At 57.4% G+C, this 20,811-nt stretch carries 18 protein-coding genes; 5 read left to right on the plus strand and 13 right to left on the minus strand.

The features are described 5' to 3' along the window. Window positions 1-91 precede the first annotated feature (91 nt). Together ACWUI2_RS01035 and ACWUI2_RS01040 are read right to left on the minus strand one after the other, a co-directional pair. Complete coding sequence (locus ACWUI2_RS01035; RefSeq protein WP_486981009.1) at window positions 92-1,702, minus strand: hypothetical protein; 1,611 nt, start codon at window positions 1,700-1,702, stop codon at window positions 92-94. Between the two features lie 790 nt (window positions 1,703-2,492). Next, window positions 2,493-3,614 (minus strand): phosphotransferase enzyme family protein, encoded by a 1,122-nt coding sequence (locus ACWUI2_RS01040; RefSeq protein ID WP_486981010.1) that lies wholly within the window; start codon window positions 3,612-3,614, stop codon window positions 2,493-2,495. 293 nt (window positions 3,615-3,907) lie between these two features. Here ACWUI2_RS01040 and trpS point away from each other — a divergent pair, with 293 nt between their 5' ends. Next, window positions 3,908-4,915: a tryptophan--tRNA ligase gene (gene trpS, locus ACWUI2_RS01045; protein WP_486981011.1), complete on the plus strand. Its 1,008-nt coding sequence runs from the start codon at window positions 3,908-3,910 to the stop codon at window positions 4,913-4,915. 150 nt (window positions 4,916-5,065) lie between these two features. Continuing rightward, window positions 5,066-6,664, plus strand: coding sequence for a transposase (locus tag ACWUI2_RS01050; RefSeq protein ID WP_486981012.1), 1,599 nt, complete (start codon window positions 5,066-5,068; stop codon window positions 6,662-6,664). Between the two features lie 241 nt (window positions 6,665-6,905). Here the strand turns inward: ACWUI2_RS01050 and hpt are convergent, their stop codons facing one another. The 10 genes from hpt to ACWUI2_RS01100 form a co-directional block, all read right to left on the minus strand. Further along, window positions 6,906-7,457, minus strand: coding sequence for a hypoxanthine phosphoribosyltransferase (hpt, locus tag ACWUI2_RS01055; protein WP_486981013.1), 552 nt, complete (start codon window positions 7,455-7,457; stop codon window positions 6,906-6,908). Further along, window positions 7,450-8,088 carry a hypothetical protein gene (locus ACWUI2_RS01060; protein WP_486981014.1) on the minus strand — a complete coding sequence of 213 codons (639 nt, stop codon included), beginning with the start codon at window positions 8,086-8,088 and terminating at the stop codon, window positions 7,450-7,452. Before ACWUI2_RS01060 ends, hpt begins: the two co-directional genes overlap by 8 nt. A 151-nt stretch (window positions 8,089-8,239) precedes the next feature. Continuing rightward, the gene (locus ACWUI2_RS01065) at window positions 8,240-8,440 is read right to left on the minus strand and encodes a PIN domain-containing protein (RefSeq protein ID WP_486981015.1); all 201 of its coding nucleotides are present in this window, start codon (window positions 8,438-8,440) and stop codon (window positions 8,240-8,242) included. A 932-nt stretch (window positions 8,441-9,372) separates the two neighbouring features. After that, entirely contained in the window at window positions 9,373-9,771 is a 399-nt protein-coding gene (locus ACWUI2_RS01070) for a hypothetical protein (RefSeq protein ID WP_486981016.1), read from the minus strand. A gap of 152 nt (window positions 9,772-9,923) precedes the next feature. After that, window positions 9,924-10,256 (minus strand): PIN domain-containing protein, encoded by a 333-nt coding sequence (locus tag ACWUI2_RS01075; RefSeq protein ID WP_486981017.1) that lies wholly within the window; start codon window positions 10,254-10,256, stop codon window positions 9,924-9,926. Window positions 10,257-10,989: 733 nt separating this feature from the next. Continuing rightward, window positions 10,990-11,190, minus strand: a complete 201-nt coding sequence (locus ACWUI2_RS01080; RefSeq protein ID WP_486981015.1) for a PIN domain-containing protein — start codon at window positions 11,188-11,190, stop codon at window positions 10,990-10,992. A gap of 698 nt (window positions 11,191-11,888) precedes the next feature. Further along, window positions 11,889-14,045, minus strand: coding sequence for an immunoglobulin domain-containing protein (locus ACWUI2_RS01085; protein ID WP_486981018.1), 2,157 nt, complete (start codon window positions 14,043-14,045; stop codon window positions 11,889-11,891). Window positions 14,046-14,212: 167 nt separating this feature from the next. Further along, window positions 14,213-14,845, minus strand: a complete 633-nt coding sequence (locus ACWUI2_RS01090) for a PEP-CTERM sorting domain-containing protein (protein ID WP_486981019.1) — start codon at window positions 14,843-14,845, stop codon at window positions 14,213-14,215. Window positions 14,846-14,894: 49 nt separating this feature from the next. Continuing rightward, complete coding sequence (locus tag ACWUI2_RS01095; RefSeq protein ID WP_486981020.1) at window positions 14,895-15,923, minus strand: hypothetical protein; 1,029 nt, start codon at window positions 15,921-15,923, stop codon at window positions 14,895-14,897. Between the two features lie 145 nt (window positions 15,924-16,068). Next, window positions 16,069-16,761, minus strand: coding sequence for a DUF1573 domain-containing protein (locus ACWUI2_RS01100; RefSeq protein ID WP_486981021.1), 693 nt, complete (start codon window positions 16,759-16,761; stop codon window positions 16,069-16,071). A 668-nt stretch (window positions 16,762-17,429) separates the two neighbouring features. Here ACWUI2_RS01100 and ACWUI2_RS01105 point away from each other — a divergent pair. The 3 genes from ACWUI2_RS01105 (at window position 17,430) to ACWUI2_RS01115 (ending at window position 19,583) form a co-directional block, all read left to right on the plus strand. Continuing rightward, complete coding sequence (locus ACWUI2_RS01105) at window positions 17,430-17,870, plus strand: rhodanese-like domain-containing protein (protein ID WP_486981022.1); 441 nt, start codon at window positions 17,430-17,432, stop codon at window positions 17,868-17,870. After that, window positions 17,843-18,340 (plus strand): DoxX family protein, encoded by a 498-nt coding sequence (locus ACWUI2_RS01110; RefSeq protein WP_486981023.1) that lies wholly within the window; start codon window positions 17,843-17,845, stop codon window positions 18,338-18,340. The genes ACWUI2_RS01105 and ACWUI2_RS01110 overlap by 28 nt, the downstream gene beginning before the upstream one ends. A 70-nt stretch (window positions 18,341-18,410) precedes the next feature. Beyond that, the gene (locus ACWUI2_RS01115) at window positions 18,411-19,583 is read left to right on the plus strand and encodes a BaiN/RdsA family NAD(P)/FAD-dependent oxidoreductase (RefSeq protein ID WP_486981024.1); all 1,173 of its coding nucleotides are present in this window, start codon (window positions 18,411-18,413) and stop codon (window positions 19,581-19,583) included. A gap of 44 nt (window positions 19,584-19,627) precedes the next feature. On the opposite strand, the gene ACWUI2_RS01120 is transcribed toward ACWUI2_RS01115, so the two are convergent. Beyond that, complete coding sequence (locus ACWUI2_RS01120) at window positions 19,628-19,774, minus strand: lmo0937 family membrane protein (protein WP_486981025.1); 147 nt, start codon at window positions 19,772-19,774, stop codon at window positions 19,628-19,630. Window positions 19,775-20,811: the final 1,037 nt, after the last annotated feature.

Raw genomic sequence — 20,811 nt, forward strand, 5'->3', positions numbered from 1 at the left:
GAATCTGGTCAATCCAAAAAATACAAAAAATAGAAATTTAACATTTTTGGATCTGCCGAATTCGACTCCATTTGATTCGATCCGCCACGTTTTAGTTGTCCGCCAACCCCATCAGCCGGTTCAAGAACCGGCTCCGAAGAGTCGTCGGGTTTAAAGTTCCGCCCGAAGCGATCACCAGGTCCTGGATGGCGGTCCCGGGATTGCCGTGCAGAGCGAAGCGATTCAAAGATCCATGGACGTCGGCGAGGGCGGTGACCCGGGAGGTGAATCCATCGATGGTGACAAGCATTTCCGCCCCGGCGATCGTGATGACCACATGGTGCCAGCCGACACTGCGCTGAAACGGACGCACCCGGGACATCGAATGCACCCACTCCGACTCGTCCCAGGCGTAAACCGGGTACGAGCGAATGATTCCGCCTTCCTTCCGCATCACCACGGTGGTTTCATCCGCCAGCTTCTCCAAAAGATAAACGTCGGATCCGATGGAAAACTCCGCCAGATGCACCGCGCTTCCGTCGAGCGGATTCCAATCGACCGGCCGCATCCAAAACTCGATGAAATAATCCGGCCCCGGCGCGTCGTAGATCTCCCACTCCAGCGTCCCTTCCTGGATCACCAAAGCGGTCTCCCCTTCCAGGCGCCCGTCCACCGTCAGCGAGCGGCTCGGCATCCGGGTGAGAGCTCCACCCGGCAATTCGGGAAACTCCCCAACCTCCCGCCGGAGCGCCCGATAAAACCGGCGGTCGAAGGCATGGGTTTCCGTGTCGACGAACTCATAAATCCCCGCCGCATCCGTCTCCTCCTCGAAAACGACGATTTTCCAGTCGACCAAATCCGTCGAGGCATCGATCCCGATCGTTCCTTTCGTCGGATCGAAAACATTCATCCGAAAATAGCCCTCGGAGGTCGGCGGCAGCAGATCAACCCGCAAGGGCGGGATTTCCTCCGGGACCACCTCAACCAAGATGTCGTCGAACAAGGCACCGGCCGGATGACTGGTCGCCTGCTCCACCGACCACCGGTTGATCACCGAAATATTACTCCAAAAGTAATGGATCCCCGAGACCCCGGATTGCCCGGGGGAAGTGTTGTCGAGGTTCTCCACGCTCGCCCAAAAGGTCTGACTCACCGGATCCAACGTCATCGTCACCTCATACCAATCGCCCAGCCGGACGTTGCTGATGATCGTCTCGATCGATCCCGTCCCTACCCCCGGCCCGCTATTGGCGCCAAGGACCCCGAAGGAGGTCGGACTGAACCGAAAGCGACCGGCGGTTCCTCCCTCAGTGGTACCGGCCAAAATCACTTGATGAGTGCCGGCCGCGGGGTCTTCGATCCGAATCTTGAAAGTCGTCCGAATCATGACTCCCGTGGGGGCAAACAACCGGCGCATCGTCGGTAGACTACTGGTCGCCTGCGTGGTGTAAAAGTAACGCCCGACCCGCTGGTTCGCGCCCGTCCCGCCGGTCGACGAACCCGGCACGACATTCGCCCCTTTGGTCCCGGGCGACGCATTGCCGACGATCCAATTCGCCGGATTCCCATCCCCCGGATTCAGGCCATGCAAACTGATCTCCGCCCCATAGCTTTCGAACGTTTCGTTCAGCAAGACCTGCGCCCGGCCCTCCGGGCCAGCCAGTGCGATAACGACCAGAAGAAGGACTGAAACGGGAACCCAAAATGGTTTAACGAGTATCATAGTAGGGTTTGGGTGCTGCCAATGAGGCTCGTTTATCGCTCAAATTTTTGAACCGCTTCACAACAAGACTCGATGTCGATTCCACCCGAACCGCCGAACATCGTCAATAAAAAATGTTCAAAAACATAATATTTATCATTTCAGAACACCCTCATTCCGCTGACACAAATCGTCCTCAAAGTAGTGGGGTTGGCTTTGCCGCCCCATTTCCCTGGGCTGCGCCCGGCGAACAAAATCCAATGAAACTTGGCTTTTCGAGGCGATGCCTCTTTGGAGTGCTCCGCGTCCCCGCGGAGCTTTCGGAGCGTGCGAAAGAGTTTCGGCAGTCGAATGGCTGCCGGGCGTGCGACCATCGCCGACCATTCCAAAAGCGGTGCGGGGACGCACCGCACCAAAGCGCTTCGCGCGAAAACGAAGACGCACGCTGCTTTTCGAGGCGGAGCCTCTTTGGTGCTCCGCGTCCCCGCGGAGCTTTCGGAGCGTGCGAAAGAGTTTCCGGCCGTCAAAGGACTGCCGAGCGCACGACCATCGCCGACCATTCCAAAAGCGGTGCGGGGACGCACCGCACTCCAAAGCGCTTCGCGCGAAAACGAAGACGCACGCTGCTTTTCGAGGCGGAGCCTCTTTGGAGTGCTCCGCGTCCCCGCGGAGCTTTTGAGCGTGCGAAAGACCTCCGGCAGTCGAATGGCTGCCGGGCGTGCGACCATCGCCGACCATTCCAAAAGCGGTGCGGGGACGCACCGCACTCCAAAGCGCTTCGCGCAAAAACCGGATCGACCGTCCCCTCCGCTTAAATCGTATCCACGATCTTCCGCAGCTCCGCCTCCCGGGATTCGAGGTCCCGCAACAAGGCGAATTGGGCGCGACATCGGTCGAGATTGTGCCCCTCCCAGTGGGTTTTGAAATAGACGTCTCCGGACAGATAATCGGTCAGAAAGCGGACTCCGTTTTCATAGGCCAGCAACTGACCCGCCGTCACCAAATGGTCCTTTTCCGCGGGATTCAAAAACGAACCGGCCGTCGCCAAAAAACCTTCCGCCAACGCCCGGAACATCTCCGTCCTCACCTGGATCCTTGAGAGGTCGCGTTCGTCCTCCCCCACCGGACTGACCGCCGTCCGAACCATATCCCCGAAATCATAAAGGGAAAGTCCCGGCATCACCGTATCCAAATCTATCACACAAACACCCTCGCCCGTGACGTTGTCGAGCATGACGTTGTTCAGCTTGGTGTCGTTGTGGGTGACCCGGATCGGAATCGCCCCCTCCGCCGCCAAACCGAGAAGCAACCCGGCCAGCGCCTCCCGCGAGAGCGCGAAGTCGAGCTCGGCGCTGACTTCCTTCAATCGTCCGTGTTTATCGGCCTCCGCCGCCATCTTCAAAGTCTCCAACCGCTTCCGGGTATGATGGAAATCCGGGATGGTCTCGTGCAGATCCTTCGCCGGCAGATCGGCCAACATCGCCTGGAACGCGCCGAAGGCCCGGGCAGCTTCCCGCGCCTGACCGGTGCTGGCGATCACATCATGGGTGGCCGCCCCTTCGATGAAGAAAAACGTTCGCCAATGGTCGTCCGCATCGTCAATCCAGGCAGGGGCCCCTTCGACCGTCGGCACCAGGGTCAACGCCCGCCGGGAGGAGACCTCCCCCGCCGGCGCCACTTCCGCCGCCTTCGCCGCGGCATGCCGGCAAACCCGTTCGACATTTTCCATCAGCCGGACCGGATCCTTGAAAACCTTGGAATTCAGCCGCTGGTGGATGTAGCGGACCCGACTCCCCCCTTGATCGTAGGTGACGGCGAAGGTGTCGTTGATGTGGCCGCTTCCGAAAGGGCCTCCTTCGACGAAGGCGCCCCGCAATCCGAACATCCGTCCGGCCTCCTTCAACAATTCCACATCCCAGGTCATTCGATTCATAAGAAGACAAACTGAAGATGGCCGCTAAAAAGTGAAATCGATATTTTCCCAAAACCCAAAAATGATCATCTCCCCGTCAGTCAAAGTGGAACGCACCGGCGGATGGGGTTTGAGGATTACTTCGAATGGTTTGATCGATCCCGCGATCCCCCTTTGCCATTCTCCTTGACCCGTTTCGGGTCCGTTTCCATCGTTTGTTGTTTCGCCCCGACCACTGGATAAGTCGGCGTTTTGCGCCGGGAAGCCACGGTCGGGAATTGCTCGTTTCGCATTCGCATTTTTTCGCCAATACCATGCCCGACTCAACCGACAAACCTTTGATTCTGACTGGCGCCAAGCCGTCGGGGGATATGACCCTCGGCAATTACCTCGGGGCGATCCAGAACTGGGCCGCGATGCAACGGGATTACAATTGCTACTTCCCGGTGGCCGACATGCACGCGATCACCGTCCGCTACGTCCCGGCGGAACTGCGCCGCCGCACCCAGGCCCTCGTCGCCCAATACATCGCCTGCGGCCTCGACCCCGCCACCTCCCACATTTTCATCCAGTCCCACGTCACCGGCCACAGCGAATTGGCTTGGATCCTCGGCTGCCTCTGCCCGATCGGAGAGCTTCAACGGATGACCCAGTTCAAGGACAAGTCGTCCAGGCCGGGCGCCAGCGTCAACGCCGGACTGCTCTATTACCCGATCCTGATGGCCGCCGACATCCTCCTCTACAACGCCGACCTCGTCCCGGTCGGAGAAGACCAAAAACAACACCTCGAATTGACCCGCAACCTCGCCCAACGCTTCAATACGACCTATTCCGACACCTTCAAAATCCCGGAACCGTTTATCGGCAAGACCGGAGCCCGGATCATGTCGTTGCAGAATCCGGCGCAGAAGATGTCGAAGACCGATGAGAACGCCAACGAGTACATCCTCCTCCTTGATCCGCCCGAAGTGACCCGCAAAAAACTCCTCTCCGCCGTCACCGATTCCGGCAACGAGGTCCGGGCCGCCGACGACAAACCAGGCATCACCAATCTCCTCACCATCTTCAGCGGAGTGACCGGACGCACCATCGCCGACCTCGAAAGCGAATTCTCCTCCTCCGGCTACGGCACTTTTAAGAAGGCCGTAGCCGACGCCGTCATCGCCAAACTCGAACCGATCCAACGCCGTTACCAGGATCTGATGGCCAATAAGGAATATCTCAACGACGTTCTCAAATCCGGCGCCGAACACGCCCAGGTCCGCGCCAACAAAATGCTCTCCAAAGTCTACCGCAAAACCGGCTACCTAAGAGAATTATAAATTAGGAGGCTTGGCCTCCTTCATCGTCTATCGTTTATTAGCTAGAGCGTGTCCGAAAAGGTGATTGGCTATCGAAAATCGGCCAGGAAAACGGGAATATTAACCGTATTTAAGCTTGAAATACAAGCGGCCTCAAGCTGTTGTGGTTAAATGACTAAACCTAACCATAGTTCAACAACTGAGGCCAACGGCAATCCTGCACATTTCACGCCCTGTTTCAATAACTTTTATTACGCCGCGAGCACGGATTTCAGCGAGTTCTTGGCCGAAAGTGCCGATTTATTCGATTCGAGGCCCGATTTGGTGGTGAAAATCGAGGCCGATCTCGACCGGCACGGCTTGGAGAAAAAGAAGCTTCGGCGGGCCGACCGTCTTTTTCTCCAGAGCCAAAACGGTGCGTTGGCCGGGCTCGAAAACCTTCCCGAAAGTTTTCCGCCGCCACGCTTCGATGCCAAGGGCCGGAAACTGCCGGGTAAACTGGAGGTGCTCGAACAAGGGCGGCCACGAATGCCTGGCGCGGTAGCGGGGGTTTTGCTGTTGACGCGCGGCTATCACGGCTCCTGCACCAACAAGGAAGCGCTGGATTTCATGGGCGAGTCCAAAAGCCTGGAAGCTTTTCTGGTCGGACGCGGGCTGAGCCTGCCGGGGCGTTCGACCATGAGCGAGTTGCTCAATGCGATCAGCCTTGAAACGCGTGAGGCGATCCTTTCCGCCCAGTTAAACCGGGCCAGCCGGGAAGAGCTCGACAGCTTCGATCAGGTCCTGATCGATAGTACCGCGACCAAGGCCAATTCGTGCTGGCCGACCGATGCCAAGACCATCTTCGTCCTGGCCCGGCGCCTTTATGAGATCGGCCGCAAGTTCGAGCTTTTCGGTTTGGCAAATATCCGCCCGGGACGCATGGAGAGCTACCTCGAAGAGCTCTCGAAAAAGCCTTTTCAAATCAATCTTAACGCTAAGAAAAAGAAGAAGTTCCAGAAGTTTTGCCGGGAGTTCATTGAGTTGGCGGCCAAACTTCTTTGCCATGCGGATAACGAGTTCAAGCGCGTGGAGGCAAGCTGGAACGAACGACTCGACAACGGGCGGATCCTGCCCAGCTTGCGCCAACAGGCCAAAGCGCGTGTCGATCTGTTTGTCGAGAGTCTGCACCTCGCCACGAAGTCGCTCGAACAAATGCGCCAACGCATTTTCGAAGAAAAAACCTTTCCTTCGACCGAGCGCGTCTTGAGCGTTCACGACCGCTCGGCGGCTTACATCCAAAAGGGAGGTCGCCAGCCGGTCATCGGCTACAAGCCGCAATTGGCCCGAAGCGCCAATGGATATGTCGTCGCGCTGAAGGTCGATTCAGGCAACACCTCCGATTCCTCCAACCTGGTGCCGATGGTGGAAAGAGCGATCGCCAACACTGGAGTCATACCGCACCTGACCAGCGTGGACGACGGCTATTCTTCGCGGGAGGGCCATGATCGGGTCAGGGAGTTGGGAGTGGAGATCGTCAGCATCAGTGGATCGAAGGGAAAGAAGCTCCTTGGCGAGGACTGGGACGGGGAGGAGTATCGCCTGGCCCGGGCCGGCCGTTCGGCCGTGGAGTCTTTAATGTTTTGCCTGAAGTATGGCTTCGACTTCGGCCAACTCAGCCGGACAGGCATTGCGGCAGCCCGCGAGGAATTTTTGGAGAAGTGCCTGGCCTACAATGCGTGTCGGACGATCCTGCTGCGAAAGCGAAAACGACGGTGCCAAGTCGCTTGAGCGAGGTCCCCCCGTCATTCCAAACAAAGAACGTCGAAGACGGAGGATCGGTCCTGTACCGATCCTGCTCAATTTGGTTCCAAAACGACGATTCGGACCGTATTCACTGTTTGGTTACTGCCTTTGGGGGTGCCGGATTCCACCCATCCACCAAACATCCATCTTCAATCAAACAATCGCCGCTCGTAAAAACCCTTTTCGGATGGAATCTAGCTATCGTCTATGCGCGCGAAGCGTGCCGCTACGTCCACTCCGGGGGATTCTGGAATTCGGGCTTCAACACGCCGATGCAGGGGAGGTTGCGGTAGCGTTCGGCGAAATCGAGGCCGTAACCGACCACGAACTTATCGGGGATTCTGAACCCGACCCAATCCGCCTTGAAAGGAATTTCGCGGCGACCTTGCTTCTCCAACAAGACGCAGGTGCGCAGTGACTGAGGGTTCAACTTCTTGAACATTTCGGTGATCTTCGAAAGGGTCTTCCCTGTGTCCAGGATGTCGTCGATCACCAGGACGTGACGGTTCTCCACTTCCAGGGTGACGTTGTATAAAACCTCCGGCTCCTGGGAGACGGTTTCGTTGCGGTAACTGGAAATACGGGTGCAATCGAGCCGGACCGGCAAGTCGATCCGGCGGAGCAGATCGGCGGTGAAAAACAGGGCGCCGTTGATGATCGCCACCACCGTCACTTCCTCCTCCTCCGCGTAAAACCGACTGATTTCCTCGCCCAACTCGCCCGTGCGGGTCGCCAGTTGTTCCTCCGTCACCAAAACCTGATCCAACTCGTCAATCATGATGCGCCCCATCCTCACGGGAAAAAAGGCGTCTGGCAAGCTGTAGCGCTCGTTCGACCCGCTCCATCTCGATTTCCCCGGTCTCCCCGATCGCGACGGCCGTCTCCAGCCATTCCACCGCCCGGGAGTCCCGGTTCCTCATCGCGAACGAGCCGGCATGATAGAAAATCACCTGACCACACCCCGCCGCCAAACGATCTCCCTCTTCCGTAGCCCGGGCCACCAACCACTCAAAATCAGACTCCGCCGTCTCCATCCTCCCAGCCATCCGCGGCAGCACCGCCAAGCTGACCGCCCGCAACAAACGCACCTGCAGATCCTCCGGCGCCGTTTCCACCGCACGATCCAACTCGGCCGCTCCCATCCGCAACCATCGCCTCTTCTGTAAATCCGGCACCATCCGCGCCCGGGCAATCGCCGCGCTCCCATAGTAGGCCCGCGTCAACGGCTCCACCTCCCGTCCCCGTCGCAGCCGCTCCAGAATCGTGATCGCCTCCAGCAACGCCTCATCGTTCCCCTGCCAACCGGCGTCATACAATTCAACCGCCTGGCGCAACTCAGCCGAAAACCCATCACCATCGACGCAGACCATTCCGAAAACCGGCCCGTTCGTGGCAATACAACAAACCATCAAAAACAATCCCCATCGATTCCGCACGTCACCACCCTACCGGCTCCCGGTTAAGACAACAGAAAAAACAATCCCCAGCTTTACCTTGAAAATGATTCTGCCATCAATGATTTTGTCACCAACACCCCACGCCGCCCCACCGAAACGCACCCTACACTCGGGCATCCAACGTCGCGACATGCTCCCAATTGAGGATCCGGGCATCCGCGGTCAACAAGGTCAGGCCGTGCAATCGCGCGCAAGCGACGATCTGGCGGTCGGCGGGATCGCGACGAAAGGGCTTCGGAAGGTTGTAAGCTTCCAACGCGATAAACTTGGCGGTCGCACAAGGGAGATTCTTCGGGATCTTCAAAATCCGAGAGCGATCTGTAGCGTCTACAACGGCCCAAATCCAGACGTGGGTATCCAATAGCAGCCTCACCTCTCCCTTTCCCATTCCTCATCGAAGTCCAGTCCGACCAAATCCCGATTGATCCGGGCATTCCCTGCCTTGGAACCGAGCTTAACCTCTTGGTCGTCCCCCGACTCAATTGGCTCGATCCGCGCAATCGCCTTCCCCCTCCGCGGGATGATTATAGCCTCCCCAGTCTGATTCACCCACTTCAATTCCGCAAGGCAATGGGCCTTGAACTGTGAAACCAGTGTCAACCGCTTCTCTCGAACCACGAAATAGATCCGTCCCCTGGTCATAGAACTCACCTTGAGCGGCTCCGCGGCCACTCTCCGTTGCGTGCGCGCTTGCTCGCGCCCTGGGGTTTCCTCGCGGCCACCGCCTCCCGCCGTCGAATGCGCCTGCAAGCAGACACACGACCTCGGGGCTACTTGTCGATCAACCTCACCCTCAGGCGCAGGATACGTGTAGTCGGGTTGGCTCTGCCGCCCGACCGCAGCGGGCGGGGGCGGCCGAACCTAGTGAAATTGTCGCGCGTCGATAAATTACCGCCCATACGCGCGGTTGATGCTGCCTAACCGGCCGCAGACGCAAAAGACGTCAGCTCTTCAGCTTTGATAAATCGCTGGGGAAAATTCAATTCCATACGCCTTTGTCAAGAGTCAAGACCTGACGTCTTTTGGCTGACCAGGATACGTGTAGTCGGGTTGGCTCTGCCGCCCGACCGCAGCGGGCGGGGGCGGCCGAACGTAGTGAAATTGTCGCGCGTCGATAAATTACCGCCCATACGCGCGGTTGATGCTGCCTAACCGGCCGCAGACGCAAAAGACGTCAGCTCTTCAGCTTTGATAAATCGCTGGGGAAGATTCAATTCCATACGCCTTTGTCAAGAGTCAAGACCTGACGTCTTTTGGCTGACCAGCCATCCGCGGCAGCACCGCCAAGCTGACCGCCCGCAACAAACGCACCTGCAGATCCTCCGGCGCCGTTTCCACCGCACGATCCAACTCGGCCGCTCCCATCCGCAACCATCGCCTCTTCTGTAAATCCGGCACCATCCGCGCCCGGGCAATCGCCGCACTCCCATAGTAGGCCCGCGTCAACGGCTCCACCTCCCGTCCCCGCCGTCGCAGCCGCTCCAGAATCGTGATCGCCTCCAGCAACGCATCATCGTTCCCCTGCCAACCAGCGTCATACAATGACGCCGCCTGGCGCAACTCAGCCGAAAACCCATCACCATCGACGCAGACCATTCCGAAAACCGGCCCGTTCGTGGCAATACAACAAACCATCAAAAACAATCCCCATCGATTCCGCACGTCACCACCCTACCGGCTCCCGGTTAAGACAACAGAAAAAAACAATCCCCAGCTTTACCTTGAAAATGATTCTGCCATCAATGATTTTGTCACCAACCCCCCACGCCGCCCCACCGAAACGCACCCTACAGCCTGCTATCCAACGTCGCGACATGCTCCCAATTGAGGATCCGGGCATCCGCGGTCAACAAGGTCAGGCCGTGCAATCGCGCGCAAGCGACGATCTGGCGGTCGGCGGGATCGCGACGAAAGGGCTTCGGAAGGTTGTAAGCTTCCAACGCGATAAACTTGGCGGTCGCACAAGGGAGATTCTTCGGGATCTTCAAAATCCGCGTGATGATTATAGCCTCCCCAGTCTGATTCACCCACTTCAATTCCGCAAGGCAATGGGCCTTGAACTGTGAAACCAGTGTCAACCGCTTCTCTCGAACCACCAAATAGATCCGTCCCCTGGTCATAGACACTCACCTTGAGCGGCTCCGCGGCCACTCTCCGTTGCGTGCGCGCTTGCTCGCGCCCCTGGGATTTCCTCGGCCACCGTCTCCAGCCGCCGAATGCGCCTGCAAGCAGACACACCACCTCGGGCCTACTCGTCGTTCAACCTCACCCCAGGCGCAGGATACGTGTAGTCGGGTTGGCTTTGCCGCCCGACCGCAGCGGGCGGGGGCGGCCGAACGTAGTGAAATGTCGCGCGTCGATAAATTACCATCCATACGCGCGGTTGATGCTGCCTAACCGGCCGAAGACGCAAAAGACGTCAGCTCTTCATTTTTGATAAATCGCTGGGGAAGATTCAATTCCATACGCCTTTGTCAAGAGTCAAGACCTGACGTCTTTTGGCTGACTCGCCTCAACGGCTCCACCTCCCGTCCCCGTCGCAGCCGCTCCAGAATCGTGATCGCCTCCAGCAACGCATCATCGTTCCCCTGCTAACCAGCGTCATACAATGACGCCGCCTGGCGCAACTCAGCCGAAAACCCATCACCATCGACGCAGACCATTCCGAAAACCGGCCCGTTCGTGGCAATACAACAAACCATCAAAAACAATCCCCATCGATTCCGCACGTCACCACCCTACCGGCTCCCGGTTAAGACAACAGAAAAAACAATCCCCAGCTTTACCTTGAAAATGATTCTGCCATCAATGATTTTGTCACCAACACCCCACGCCGCTCCACCGAAACGCACCCTACACTCGGGCATCCAACGTCGCGACATGCTCCCAATTGAGGATCCGGGCATCCGCGGTCAACAAGGTCAGGCCGTGCAATCGCGCGCAAGCGACGATCTGGCGGTCGGCGGGATCGCGACGAAAGGGCTTCGGAAGGTTGTAAGCTTCCAACGCGATAAACTTGGCGGTCGCACAAGGGAGATTCTTCGGGATCTTCAAAATCCGCGTGATGATTATAGCCTCCCCAGTCTGATTCACCCACTTCAATTCCGCAAGGCAATGGGCCTTGAGCTGTGAAACCAGTGTCAACCGCTTCTCTCGAACCACCAAATATATCCGTCCCCTGGTCATAGACACTCACCTTGAGCGGCTCCGCGGCCACTCTCCGTTGCGTGCGCGCTTGCTCGCGCCCCTGGGATTTCCTCGGCCACCGTCTCCAGCCGCCGAATGCGCCTGCAAGCAGACACACCACCTCGGGCCTACTCGTCGTTCAACCTCACCCCCAGGCGCAGGATACGTGTAGTCGGGTTGGCTTTGCCGCCCGACCGCAGCGGGCGGGGGCGGCCGAACGTAGTGAAATGTCGCGCGTCGATAAATTACCATCCATACGCGCGGTTGATGCTGCCTAACCGGCCGCAGACGCAAAAGACGTCAGCTCTTCAGCTTTGATAAATCGCTGGGGAAGATCCAATTCCATACGCCTTTGTCAAGAGTCAAGACCTGACGTCTTTTGGCTGACCTAACCGGCCGCAGACGCAAAAGACGTCAGCTCTTCAGCTTTGATAAATCGCTGGGGAAGATCCAATTCCATACGCCTTGTCAAGAGTCAAGACCTGACGTCTTTTGGCTGACCTCGGCCACCGCCTCCAGCCGCCGAATGCGCCTCCAAGCAGGTACGCCACCTCTCTTTCCGAGGATTAATCGTCGTTCAACCTCACCCTCAGGCGTAGGAAATAGCCGGGAACCGGCTCTTCGGCGATTCGCAAAGTTACCCGGTCGCGATCGCCCTCTTCGAAAATCTCTTCCGCCGCACCCAGAGCCGTCCAGGTTCCCAGGTCCTCCGTGCCTTCCAGCCGGATATCGACTCCGCGGATATCACGGGTCCTGACAAACTCCAATCCGATTCCTCCGTCAGCACGAATCGGACGGGGAAGGCCGGCGCGCGAGGCGTCCGTAATCGGGATGCCATGGACGAAACGCAAGAGGTTCGGAATACCTATTCCCCCCGGATCGGCCGATGGATCACCCTCGGCCCCGGAAAGCCCTTCGAGTTCGAGCCAGTCCCAATAGGTGAGTCGGAGATCGTCCGGCAGATACTCGATCCCTCCGACCCAAGCGGTATCCCACCCCCAATTGACACTTCCATCCTTGCTGTATTCCCATCGCAAAACATTCGACCCGGGCTCCAGCCGAGTCGAAAACGAATGCCAATCCAGAGGGCCCGATCGTCTGGCCTGTTCCGCTCCATTCACATAAAAGCGCAACAAATCGAAATGTTGTTCCGATGATACCTTCCAAGAGAAGGTCAGAGTTCCCGGCCCTTCCACTTCGATTTCCAGCCAAGTAGTTCCATTATGACCGATCGCACCGCTCTGCGCGGCGTAACCTCCATCGGGAGTGACCGCGTTCTGGACGAACCAAACCTCGTTTCCGCCGCTCGACCAAGTGAAATTCTGCGGGGCCAATCCGCCCGGGAGGTCCCGGACCGTTTCAGGCGACCTCGCGTAAATGGCCAGGTTGTCGAAGGCCAAAAAATTATCCCCGGGTGAGTCAATGTTCCGCACTCGCCACGCAAGCATGAAGTCACCCAGGTCGCGAACGCGATTCGGGGCCGCGAATGCGCGCAATGGAAAGATAATTTCACCGTCAAGAGAGGCGCTCCAAAGATTACGCTCGAAATCGACGACGATCCGGAGGCGGTGAAAGCGATCATTTTCAAAAAAGCGACCCGAGAACGTCTCCCGGACGCCGTCGCCAAAGAAGATTCTGAGCGTTAGATTCTCAAACCGGAGCTCACCGAGGAGCGCCCCGGCGGAGTTCCGCAGCTGAATAAGGAAATCATCATACTGGGAGTTATTGGAATCCCAGACTCCGAGGTCCATCACGAAAACCACTTCCGGCACTTCGCCGGCGAGCACATCGGCCTCGATTCTCTGCCAGAGATAGGCCGGATTAGCAGCGACCTCGGGCGGGGTCTCCCCCAGATAGGCCGCGCGCCCGAAAGGAAAAGCATTGGCCTTGATCCCCTGAGAACCGGACGCGTTCTTCTGGGACCACCCTTCATTTCCGGCGAGAGTTCCATGGCCAACTGGGAGTCCCTCAAAATCGGACTGAAAGAAAATCCCGACGTCGCGATAGGTCAATAGCGCGGCATCGCTGGTCTCGGTTCCGAACTCATTCGTCACCTCGACATGAAAAGAACCGAGGTCCTCGACCCCAACACGTTCAATCCGGTGATTGACGTGAGTGGCCCCTTCGATCGGACTCCCGTCTTTGAACCATTGGACCGCCGGATGGGGATTGCCCGTGACCCGAACCGAGATCGTGACCTCATCGAAGGGATCCACCTGCAGTGACTGTGGTTGCTCCAAAATACCGGGCTCACCAATCTCTCCGGTGGGGACAAAGCGGACCTCCTCCAACCACCCTCCGTCGTCCCCTTGGCTGACACTCACATCCTTGGCATACGTCCACCGCAGAAAATTGGTGCCGGGGGCAATGACCTTCTCCACATACTGCCAGCCGCTTTCACCCGATAACGACTTCCGTTCCTCGCCCCCAATTTGCAATGTCAGCCGATCATAAACCGGCTCAGACGATGCTCTCCACCAGAATGAAAGAACACCTGGGCCGGTCACATAAGTTTCGAGAAAAGAAGACTGGTTGTGACCAATCGCCCCGCTGCGAACCGCATCCCCCCCCTCCCGTCCACCTTCTTCATCAACCGTCCAGAGCCGGTCTCCCCCAGACTCCCAATACAAAGATTCAGCACCAAGCACATGGCCATAATTAGGCAGCGCATCCGCGTCCCCCGAAAGCGCCAGACAAAGTCCGAAGAGAAGAACCAGTAACATGTGTGAATGAATCCGCGTCATGGGTTTTTCTTAGTCCGTCACCCGACCGACGACTGAAGCCCCTATTATTTGACCTACGAAATCATCAATGGGTGCACTTTCGTCAAAAAAAAGAGCCGTAACCCCGAACGGGATTACGGCTCTGAAAGGATCGGAAATCCTACAGCTTATTTACGAACCCGGCGATATCCGAGGAAACCGAGGATACCGAGACCGAAGATCAGAGCATAAGTCGAAGGCTCCGGAATGACTTGAGCGGCCAAGAAATCACTGCCATCCATGCTCCCAACTACAGTATAGTTGCCGGCATTCGCCAAACTGAATGCGGGTACTGCTGGAGGTGGTTGAGCAGGATTCACGAATGTCCAACTATTATTCGTGATGAGCAACCACTCAGTGCTCGTGCTATTAAAATCCAAGGAGTTATAAATAAAAATATAACCTTGGGTTCCAGCGGCACCAGCTGGATAAGGATTCGAGGCGTTGAAGGTCACGGTCTCCCAAAATCCAGTCAATCCAGATCCAGCAACGTCAAAAGACCATTGAGTGGAATCTAATGCAATGCGACTTCCAAAGATCGAAGCAGCATCGCTTGGCTGAATTTGAGAGCCAGAGAAGTCGTATGAAGCCCCTCCCAAACTGATCAATTCAACTGTAAAATCAGTGGTCAGAGGCGCACCACCAAATCTCAACGGATTCTGGTTACCGTCAAAATCGGATTGATAAGTGATGCTCACGGATTGAGCGCTCAACCCGGCAGCGACTACGAACGAGCTAGCAATTAATAGAAGTTTCTTCATGTTTTTTACGTGTTTTTTGTTTTCCCAAGCGAGAAAGTCTTAATCTGTTTTAATTCTGAACAGGGTTCATGTGCGTATAATTCGGCGAAGCAACGGCAAGGTTCAAGAAAACACCGGTGGTAGGTTGAAACATATCATCCAGAGTTCGGTTGAACGGCCCCTCATTCCAACGATCATTTGAAGCAGAATAATTCAACTGTTGATAGGTAGAGCCGGTCCAACGGAATAAAATATCTCCATTAGTTAGGTTAACGCTACTTGGTTGTTCCACTGTTCCAGCCAAAAGGTTACGCTGTGGAATAACATTATCATCGACAACCTTGGCAAAGGCCAAATTTGATGCCACAGGAAACCCTTGGGATATCAACTGTAGACCGGCAACCAATGGCTGCACAAAATGGTTATTCCTAACTTCTCCCGTAAAAACTCCTTCCGTCACATCGGTACTTGATCGTGAAAACCAAAAACCAACTCCGGATGGAATCACGAGGGAATTGCGATTAAAGGGGCCTTCGGTCCAGTTCCCAGAGGTTGTGCTATACGCATATTGCGCATAGACGCCAGAACTGTTCAACATAAAAATCACATCTCCGGCCCGGAGATTTTCCGCACCCCATTCTTGGGTCAATTGCCCAAGTGTAACGTGCGGGCGAATCACAAATTTAGCACTATCTTCACCGTTCAAAATCGAGAGATCGGCCGTATTGAGAGAAGATGAAGTGATGTGAATTTTATTGTTTCCATCGGTAATCGTCGCAGCACCGTTAACCTCAAAGCGGTGACCGGCAACATCCGAAGGCGATGTGATCTCCAAGAAGTATGCAACCCCTGACGTCAAATAATCGTCAAAATCAACAGAGCTTCCGCCGACAACAACCCCATTGGATTCGACGGATTCGATTTGAGCCGCGAAGACTGCTGGATTGACCATTGAAATACCCAGAAGGCTATTCCCTGTTGGCAAATTTGTCTTCACGAACCCGACCGGGTCGGTGGTGACCGATTCGGCGTGGGTGAGTAATGGCGCACCCAGGATCATCGGGGCTACGGCCATTGCGAGGAGGGATTTTGTTTTCATAGTGTGTTTTTGTTCTCTTCGATGTTTGGTTTAAGCGATCTTACCTTCGTAGCAGATCTGGTTGCGATTTTCTGTTTATGTTTTAAGCGCGTTTCACCCGAACTCCTCATCTGAGGAGACCAGGGGTTTTCACCGAAATTCGGAGTCAACGGACAAACGCATAGAAAGAGAAATTAGGCTGATTTTGAATTTTTGGATCAGTTTGTAAAGCGAAAACTGCTCGGTCCGAGGAATTAGTTGCGAGGGGGGTCAGGGCCACCAGGTATTCCCCGGGCGCATCCCCTTCGGTCACAGTGGTCTTGAAGTTTTCATTGTCGGCCGTGACCCCGGTGATTTTTAATCCCGCTTCCGGGTTCAATTGGACCCGGATCGTCCGTTCTTCGGGCTCGGAATTGACCCGCCATTGCAACAGACGGGGAGAAATCGTGACCACCGTCGGAATCTCCACCGCGTAAACGAGGGTCGTGGTCGGCGCGGAAGGATCGTCGGTCTGGACCTGGACCGAGTTCCGGCGGGTCCCGGTCCTTCCACCGACGGTGAACCGGGTGCGAATTTCTCCCCTATCCCCCGGTTGATAAATCGTTTGAGCAAGTTCAGCGGTGGTGCACCCGCAACTGGAGGAGGTGGATCGGATTTCGACCGGGTATTTGCCGGTGTTTTCGAACCGGAAAACCGCTTCCGAATGCTCCTGTCCCAAAGCCAGGTCCTGCTGGATCTGGGTGGTTTCCCATGTCAATTGAGCGGCCAAAGGTGCGGCCAAAGCGGCGAGCGCCAGAAAAACGAATCCGCCCAGCGAGCATTTCGCGCGGACGGTCGGACGTGTGCAAGAACGAAGCATATCGTAGATGACGGTTGAAAGATCTAGACCAAACAGCGGCCGGTGTAAAGGTGAATTTTTCTGAAAATGCGGATGTATACTGACCTTCCGGTTGGAAGACACCGGCGGGGAGGAAATGTTCACTCCGGGGTCGAAGGGGCCGGTGGACACGGTTGGTTCGGACAGGCTTAGGCTGACGGATTTTACCGCCCGCTTCGCTCAAGGGCGCGAAGGGAAACCGGCAGTTCAACGGGGAATTTGATAGCCGCGAAGAAACACAAAAAACTCAAAACTTAGAAAATATAGCGATTCTCGAAAATTCCCTAAGAAATCCCGTCGATGAATCTCGGTTTCCAATATGCTTCTCCCGGGAGGCTCCCGCTCTGTGAAGACCGCATAAATGCGGGACTCCAACCTGACAAGCCGTTCAAGGTTGGAGTCCCGGCTTCAGCCGGTCTTCGCGCTAGCCCTCTCAGCGTAATTTCAGAAAACTTTTGAGAATCGCTCTAAAATACGCAGCGATTAGAAAAAACACCCATCCAGTACTCCTGAATGGCTCTTCTTTTTGAGGATCTTGCGCCTCTTCGCGGCTATCCACTGCTCTTTTCAGGTAATCACTTGCGTTCCCATCCGGGGTTGGTGGGTCGGGACTTGATTTTCAGGGTTTTGATGACACTTTGCTCAGGTAAATGACGGGGGTTTGGTTCAGGGTTTTACGACAGGCGGCGGTTCTGCTTTTGCTGGCGGTGCCGGCGGCGGTTTTGACGGGGGTGTTTCATTCGGATCCGCCGGTCTGGGCCGAGCCGCCGCTGGGGCCGGGAGAAGTGCGGTTGGAGATGGCTTTGGGCTGGAAGGAGGCCCTATGGCTCGACGCCCGCAGTCGAGGGGAATTCGAGTCGGGACACGTCCCGGGGGCGATGTTGCTGAACGAGGACGAATGGGAGGGATTGTTTCTCGACGTGATGATGGTGTGGGAACCGGACCGGCCCGTGGTGGTTTACTGCGGCGGAGCCCAGTGTCAGGCGAGTCACGCGGTGGCGGAACGATTGCGACGGGATCTCGCCAGCGAAGGAATTTTTGTTCTTCGCGGGGGTTGGAACGAATGGTCGAAACAAGGGGCGAAGCGATGAGGGGACCGGTCGACGGCAGATGGACCGATTGGCGGTGGATCGCCGGTCTGGTCATGCGGATCGGGCTCGGGGGGTTGTTCGTTTACAGCGGGGGAATCAAGCTGCTCGATCCAGCGGCGTTCCAGGTCGACGTGGCGAATTTCGAGGTGGTTTCACTCGGATTAGCGGGGCTGGTGGCGGTTTATCTGCCGTGGCTGGAACTGCTGTGCGGCGTGGCGTTGATCGCCCGGGTGCAGCGGGACGGAGCACTGCTGCTGCTGAGCGGGATGATGGTGGTCTTCATCGTATTGGTCGCCAGCGCCTGGGCCCGGGGTCTGGATGTGACCTGCGGTTGTTTCGGCGCCTCGGATGGAGCGCCGAATTATCCCCTCTGGATCGCCCGGAACTTGGCGATTCTTATGGGATTTGGGGCGATCGTCTGGCTGGAGAGCATCTTTTCAGGACGTCATTTAACCACTGATAAACACTAATGCACACTAATAGAAGAGAACGGAATTCTTCTTCAGCTTATCTGCGGAAATCTGCGTAATCTGCGGTTCAATGAATAACGATTGGGATGTGGTGGTGATCGGCGGTGGGGCGGCCGGGTTGATGTGCGCCATTGAGGCGGGGAAACGGGGGCGCTCGGTGGTGGTGCTCGAACATGCGGAGCGGGTCGGGAAAAAAATCCTGATCTCCGGGGGCGGGCGCTGTAATTTCACCAACATCGGGGCGCGGCCGGAACGATATCTTTGCGGCAATCCCCACTTTCCGCGGTCGGCTCTGGCCCGCTACACGGCGGCGGATTTTATCGCATTGGTGGAGAGGCACCGGATTCCGTATCACGAGAAGAAGCTCGGTCAATTATTTTGCGACGGCAGTTCGCGGGAGATCGTCCGGATGTTGCTCGACGAAGCCGCCCGAGCGGGGGTCGCGGTGCGGACCGGTCAGCGGGTGGAGGAAGTGGAAAAGGGCGAACGTTTCCTGGTGCGCAGTTCCACGGGTGAACACCGGGCGGAGTCGGTGGTGGTGGCGAGTGGTGGTTTATCGATTCCGAAGATGGGGGCGACGGATTTCGGACATCGGCTGGCCCGGCGGTTCGGATTGAAACTGACGCCACCCCGGCCCGGTTTGGTGCCATTGACCTGGAAGGGAGAGGATGCGACGCGATTCCGGAGCCTGAGTGGAATTTCCATCGATGCCGTGGCGCGCTGCGACGAGGGACCGGAGTTCCGGGAGAATTTGCTGTTCACCCACCGTGGGCTGAGCGGACCGGCGATTTTGCAAGTTTCGTCGTATTGGCGACCGGGCGGGACGGTGACGTTCGATCTGTTGCCGGAGATGACGCCGGAGGCGTTGGAGCGGGAAATGCGGTCGGGGATGAAGACCGGCAATTGGTTGGCGCGGCTCTTGCCGAGGCGATTCGTGGAAGTTTGGCTGCCGTCGCGGTTGGCCGAGAAGCCGGTCGCGCAATTGAGCCGCGTGGAAGCGGAGGAATGGATCGGCGGTTTGCGTCAATGGCGGGTGATTCCCGGAGGGACCGAGGGATACGCCAAGGCGGAAGTTACGATCGGAGGAGTCGACACCCGGGAATTATCCAGCAAGACGATGGAGGCGGGAACGGTGCCCGGACTCTTTTTCATTGGAGAAGCGGTGGACGTCACCGGGTGGCTCGGCGGCTACAATTTCCAGTGGGCCTGGTCGTCCGGTTGGGTGGCGGGGCAATTCGCGTAGGGACGCCGACTACCTTTGGAAGCGGGAGTTGCGCGTTGGCGCCATCAGACCCGACGTTCCTGCATCAGGCGGACGATCAAAGCGATCACCGCGAAGACCAGGAGGAGATGGATGAGCCCGCCCATGGTGACGGCGGTCGCCATCCCGATCAGCCAGAGTCCGAGTAGAATCACGAATATCGTCCAGATCATAATGAAGCGAGGATACCGCAAACCGGGTCTCCCTACGATCAGGGATTCCCTGTTTTGGGACAACGTAGACCTTCCACCCCGACCAGACGGAGCCGGTCCCTCCGCGAAAGCCACGTGCTGAGACGAGAGGCCCTGCCACGTCGGAACCAAGGTTCCATAGCCCAACGGGCTTACGCCCTCCAGCCCAGGGTTGAGCCGAGGGAAACGAGGCCTACCCTGGGACCCATACCCGAGGCCATGAACCGCAACGCGGTTCCGCCCCCGTTCGATCCAACATTGCACGGGGGCCAAGGCGCAACCTCTTCGAGGTAGATTGTCTCGCGACCGAGACCCAGGGTAGCCCCGCATTCGCGCGGCAACCCTGGGCTGGAGGACGAAACGCCGTTGGCGTATAAGCCCAAAGTGGCGGGATCGTCCCGGCTCCGGGCGGAGCACCAAGCCTCGCCGCTCGCCTAGCCCCGCATTCGCGCGGCAACCCTGGGCTGAAGGACGAAACGCCGTTGGCGTATAAGCCCAAAGTGCGGGATCGTCCCGGCTCCAGGCGGAGCACCAAGGTTCCCCGCCGACCAGACGGGGAGCCGGTCCCTCCGCGAAAGCCACGTGTTGAGACGAGAGGCCCTGCTACGTCGGAACCAAGGTTCCATAGCCCAACGGGCTTACGCCCTCCAGCCCAGGGTTGAGCCGAGGGAAACGAGGCTTACCCTGGGACCCATACCCGGGGCCATGAACCGCAACGCGGTTCCGTCCCGTCCGATCCAACATTGCACGCGGGTCAGGGCGCAACCTCTTCGAGGTAGATTGTCTCGCGACCGAGACCCAGGGTAGCCCCGCATTCGCGCGGCAACCCTGGGCTGGAGGACGAAACGCCGTTGGCGTATAAGCCCAAAGTGGCGGGATCGTCCCGGCTCCAGGCGGAGCACCAAGGTTCCCCGCCGACCAGACGGGGAGCCGGTCCCTCCGCGAAAGCCACGTGTTGAGACGAGAGGCCCTGCTACGTCGGAACCAAGGTTCCATAGCCCAACGGGCTTACGCCCTCC

This window comes from Verruconatronum alginivorum, assembly GCF_056590205.1.

Coding starts and splice junctions, on each gene's coding strand:
- hpt (WP_486981013.1), bottom strand. CDS start 7,457: ATGATTGACGAGTTGGATCAGGTTTTGGTGACGGAGGAACAACTGGCG.
- ACWUI2_RS01120 (WP_486981025.1), bottom strand. CDS start 19,774: ATGATCTGGACGATATTCGTGATTCTACTCGGACTCTGGCTGATCGGG.
- ACWUI2_RS01075 (WP_486981017.1), bottom strand. CDS start 10,256: ATGACCAGGGGACGGATCTATTTGGTGGTTCGAGAGAAGCGGTTGACA.
- ACWUI2_RS01070 (WP_486981016.1), bottom strand. CDS start 9,771: ATGGTTTGTTGTATTGCCACGAACGGGCCGGTTTTCGGAATGGTCTGC.
- ACWUI2_RS01035 (WP_486981009.1), bottom strand. CDS start 1,702: ATGATACTCGTTAAACCATTTTGGGTTCCCGTTTCAGTCCTTCTTCTG.
- ACWUI2_RS01050 (WP_486981012.1), top strand. CDS start 5,066: ATGACTAAACCTAACCATAGTTCAACAACTGAGGCCAACGGCAATCCT.
- ACWUI2_RS01095 (WP_486981020.1), bottom strand. CDS start 15,923: ATGAAAACAAAATCCCTCCTCGCAATGGCCGTAGCCCCGATGATCCTG.
- ACWUI2_RS01040 (WP_486981010.1), bottom strand. CDS start 3,614: ATGAATCGAATGACCTGGGATGTGGAATTGTTGAAGGAGGCCGGACGG.
- trpS (WP_486981011.1), top strand. CDS start 3,908: ATGCCCGACTCAACCGACAAACCTTTGATTCTGACTGGCGCCAAGCCG.
- ACWUI2_RS01085 (WP_486981018.1), bottom strand. CDS start 14,045: ATGTTACTGGTTCTTCTCTTCGGACTTTGTCTGGCGCTTTCGGGGGAC.
- ACWUI2_RS01100 (WP_486981021.1), bottom strand. CDS start 16,761: ATGCTTCGTTCTTGCACACGTCCGACCGTCCGCGCGAAATGCTCGCTG.
- ACWUI2_RS01110 (WP_486981023.1), top strand. CDS start 17,843: ATGGTCGAAACAAGGGGCGAAGCGATGAGGGGACCGGTCGACGGCAGA.
- ACWUI2_RS01115 (WP_486981024.1), top strand. CDS start 18,411: ATGAATAACGATTGGGATGTGGTGGTGATCGGCGGTGGGGCGGCCGGG.
- ACWUI2_RS01060 (WP_486981014.1), bottom strand. CDS start 8,088: ATGGTTTGTTGTATTGCCACGAACGGGCCGGTTTTCGGAATGGTCTGC.
- ACWUI2_RS01105 (WP_486981022.1), top strand. CDS start 17,430: ATGACGGGGGTTTGGTTCAGGGTTTTACGACAGGCGGCGGTTCTGCTT.
- ACWUI2_RS01090 (WP_486981019.1), bottom strand. CDS start 14,845: ATGAAGAAACTTCTATTAATTGCTAGCTCGTTCGTAGTCGCTGCCGGG.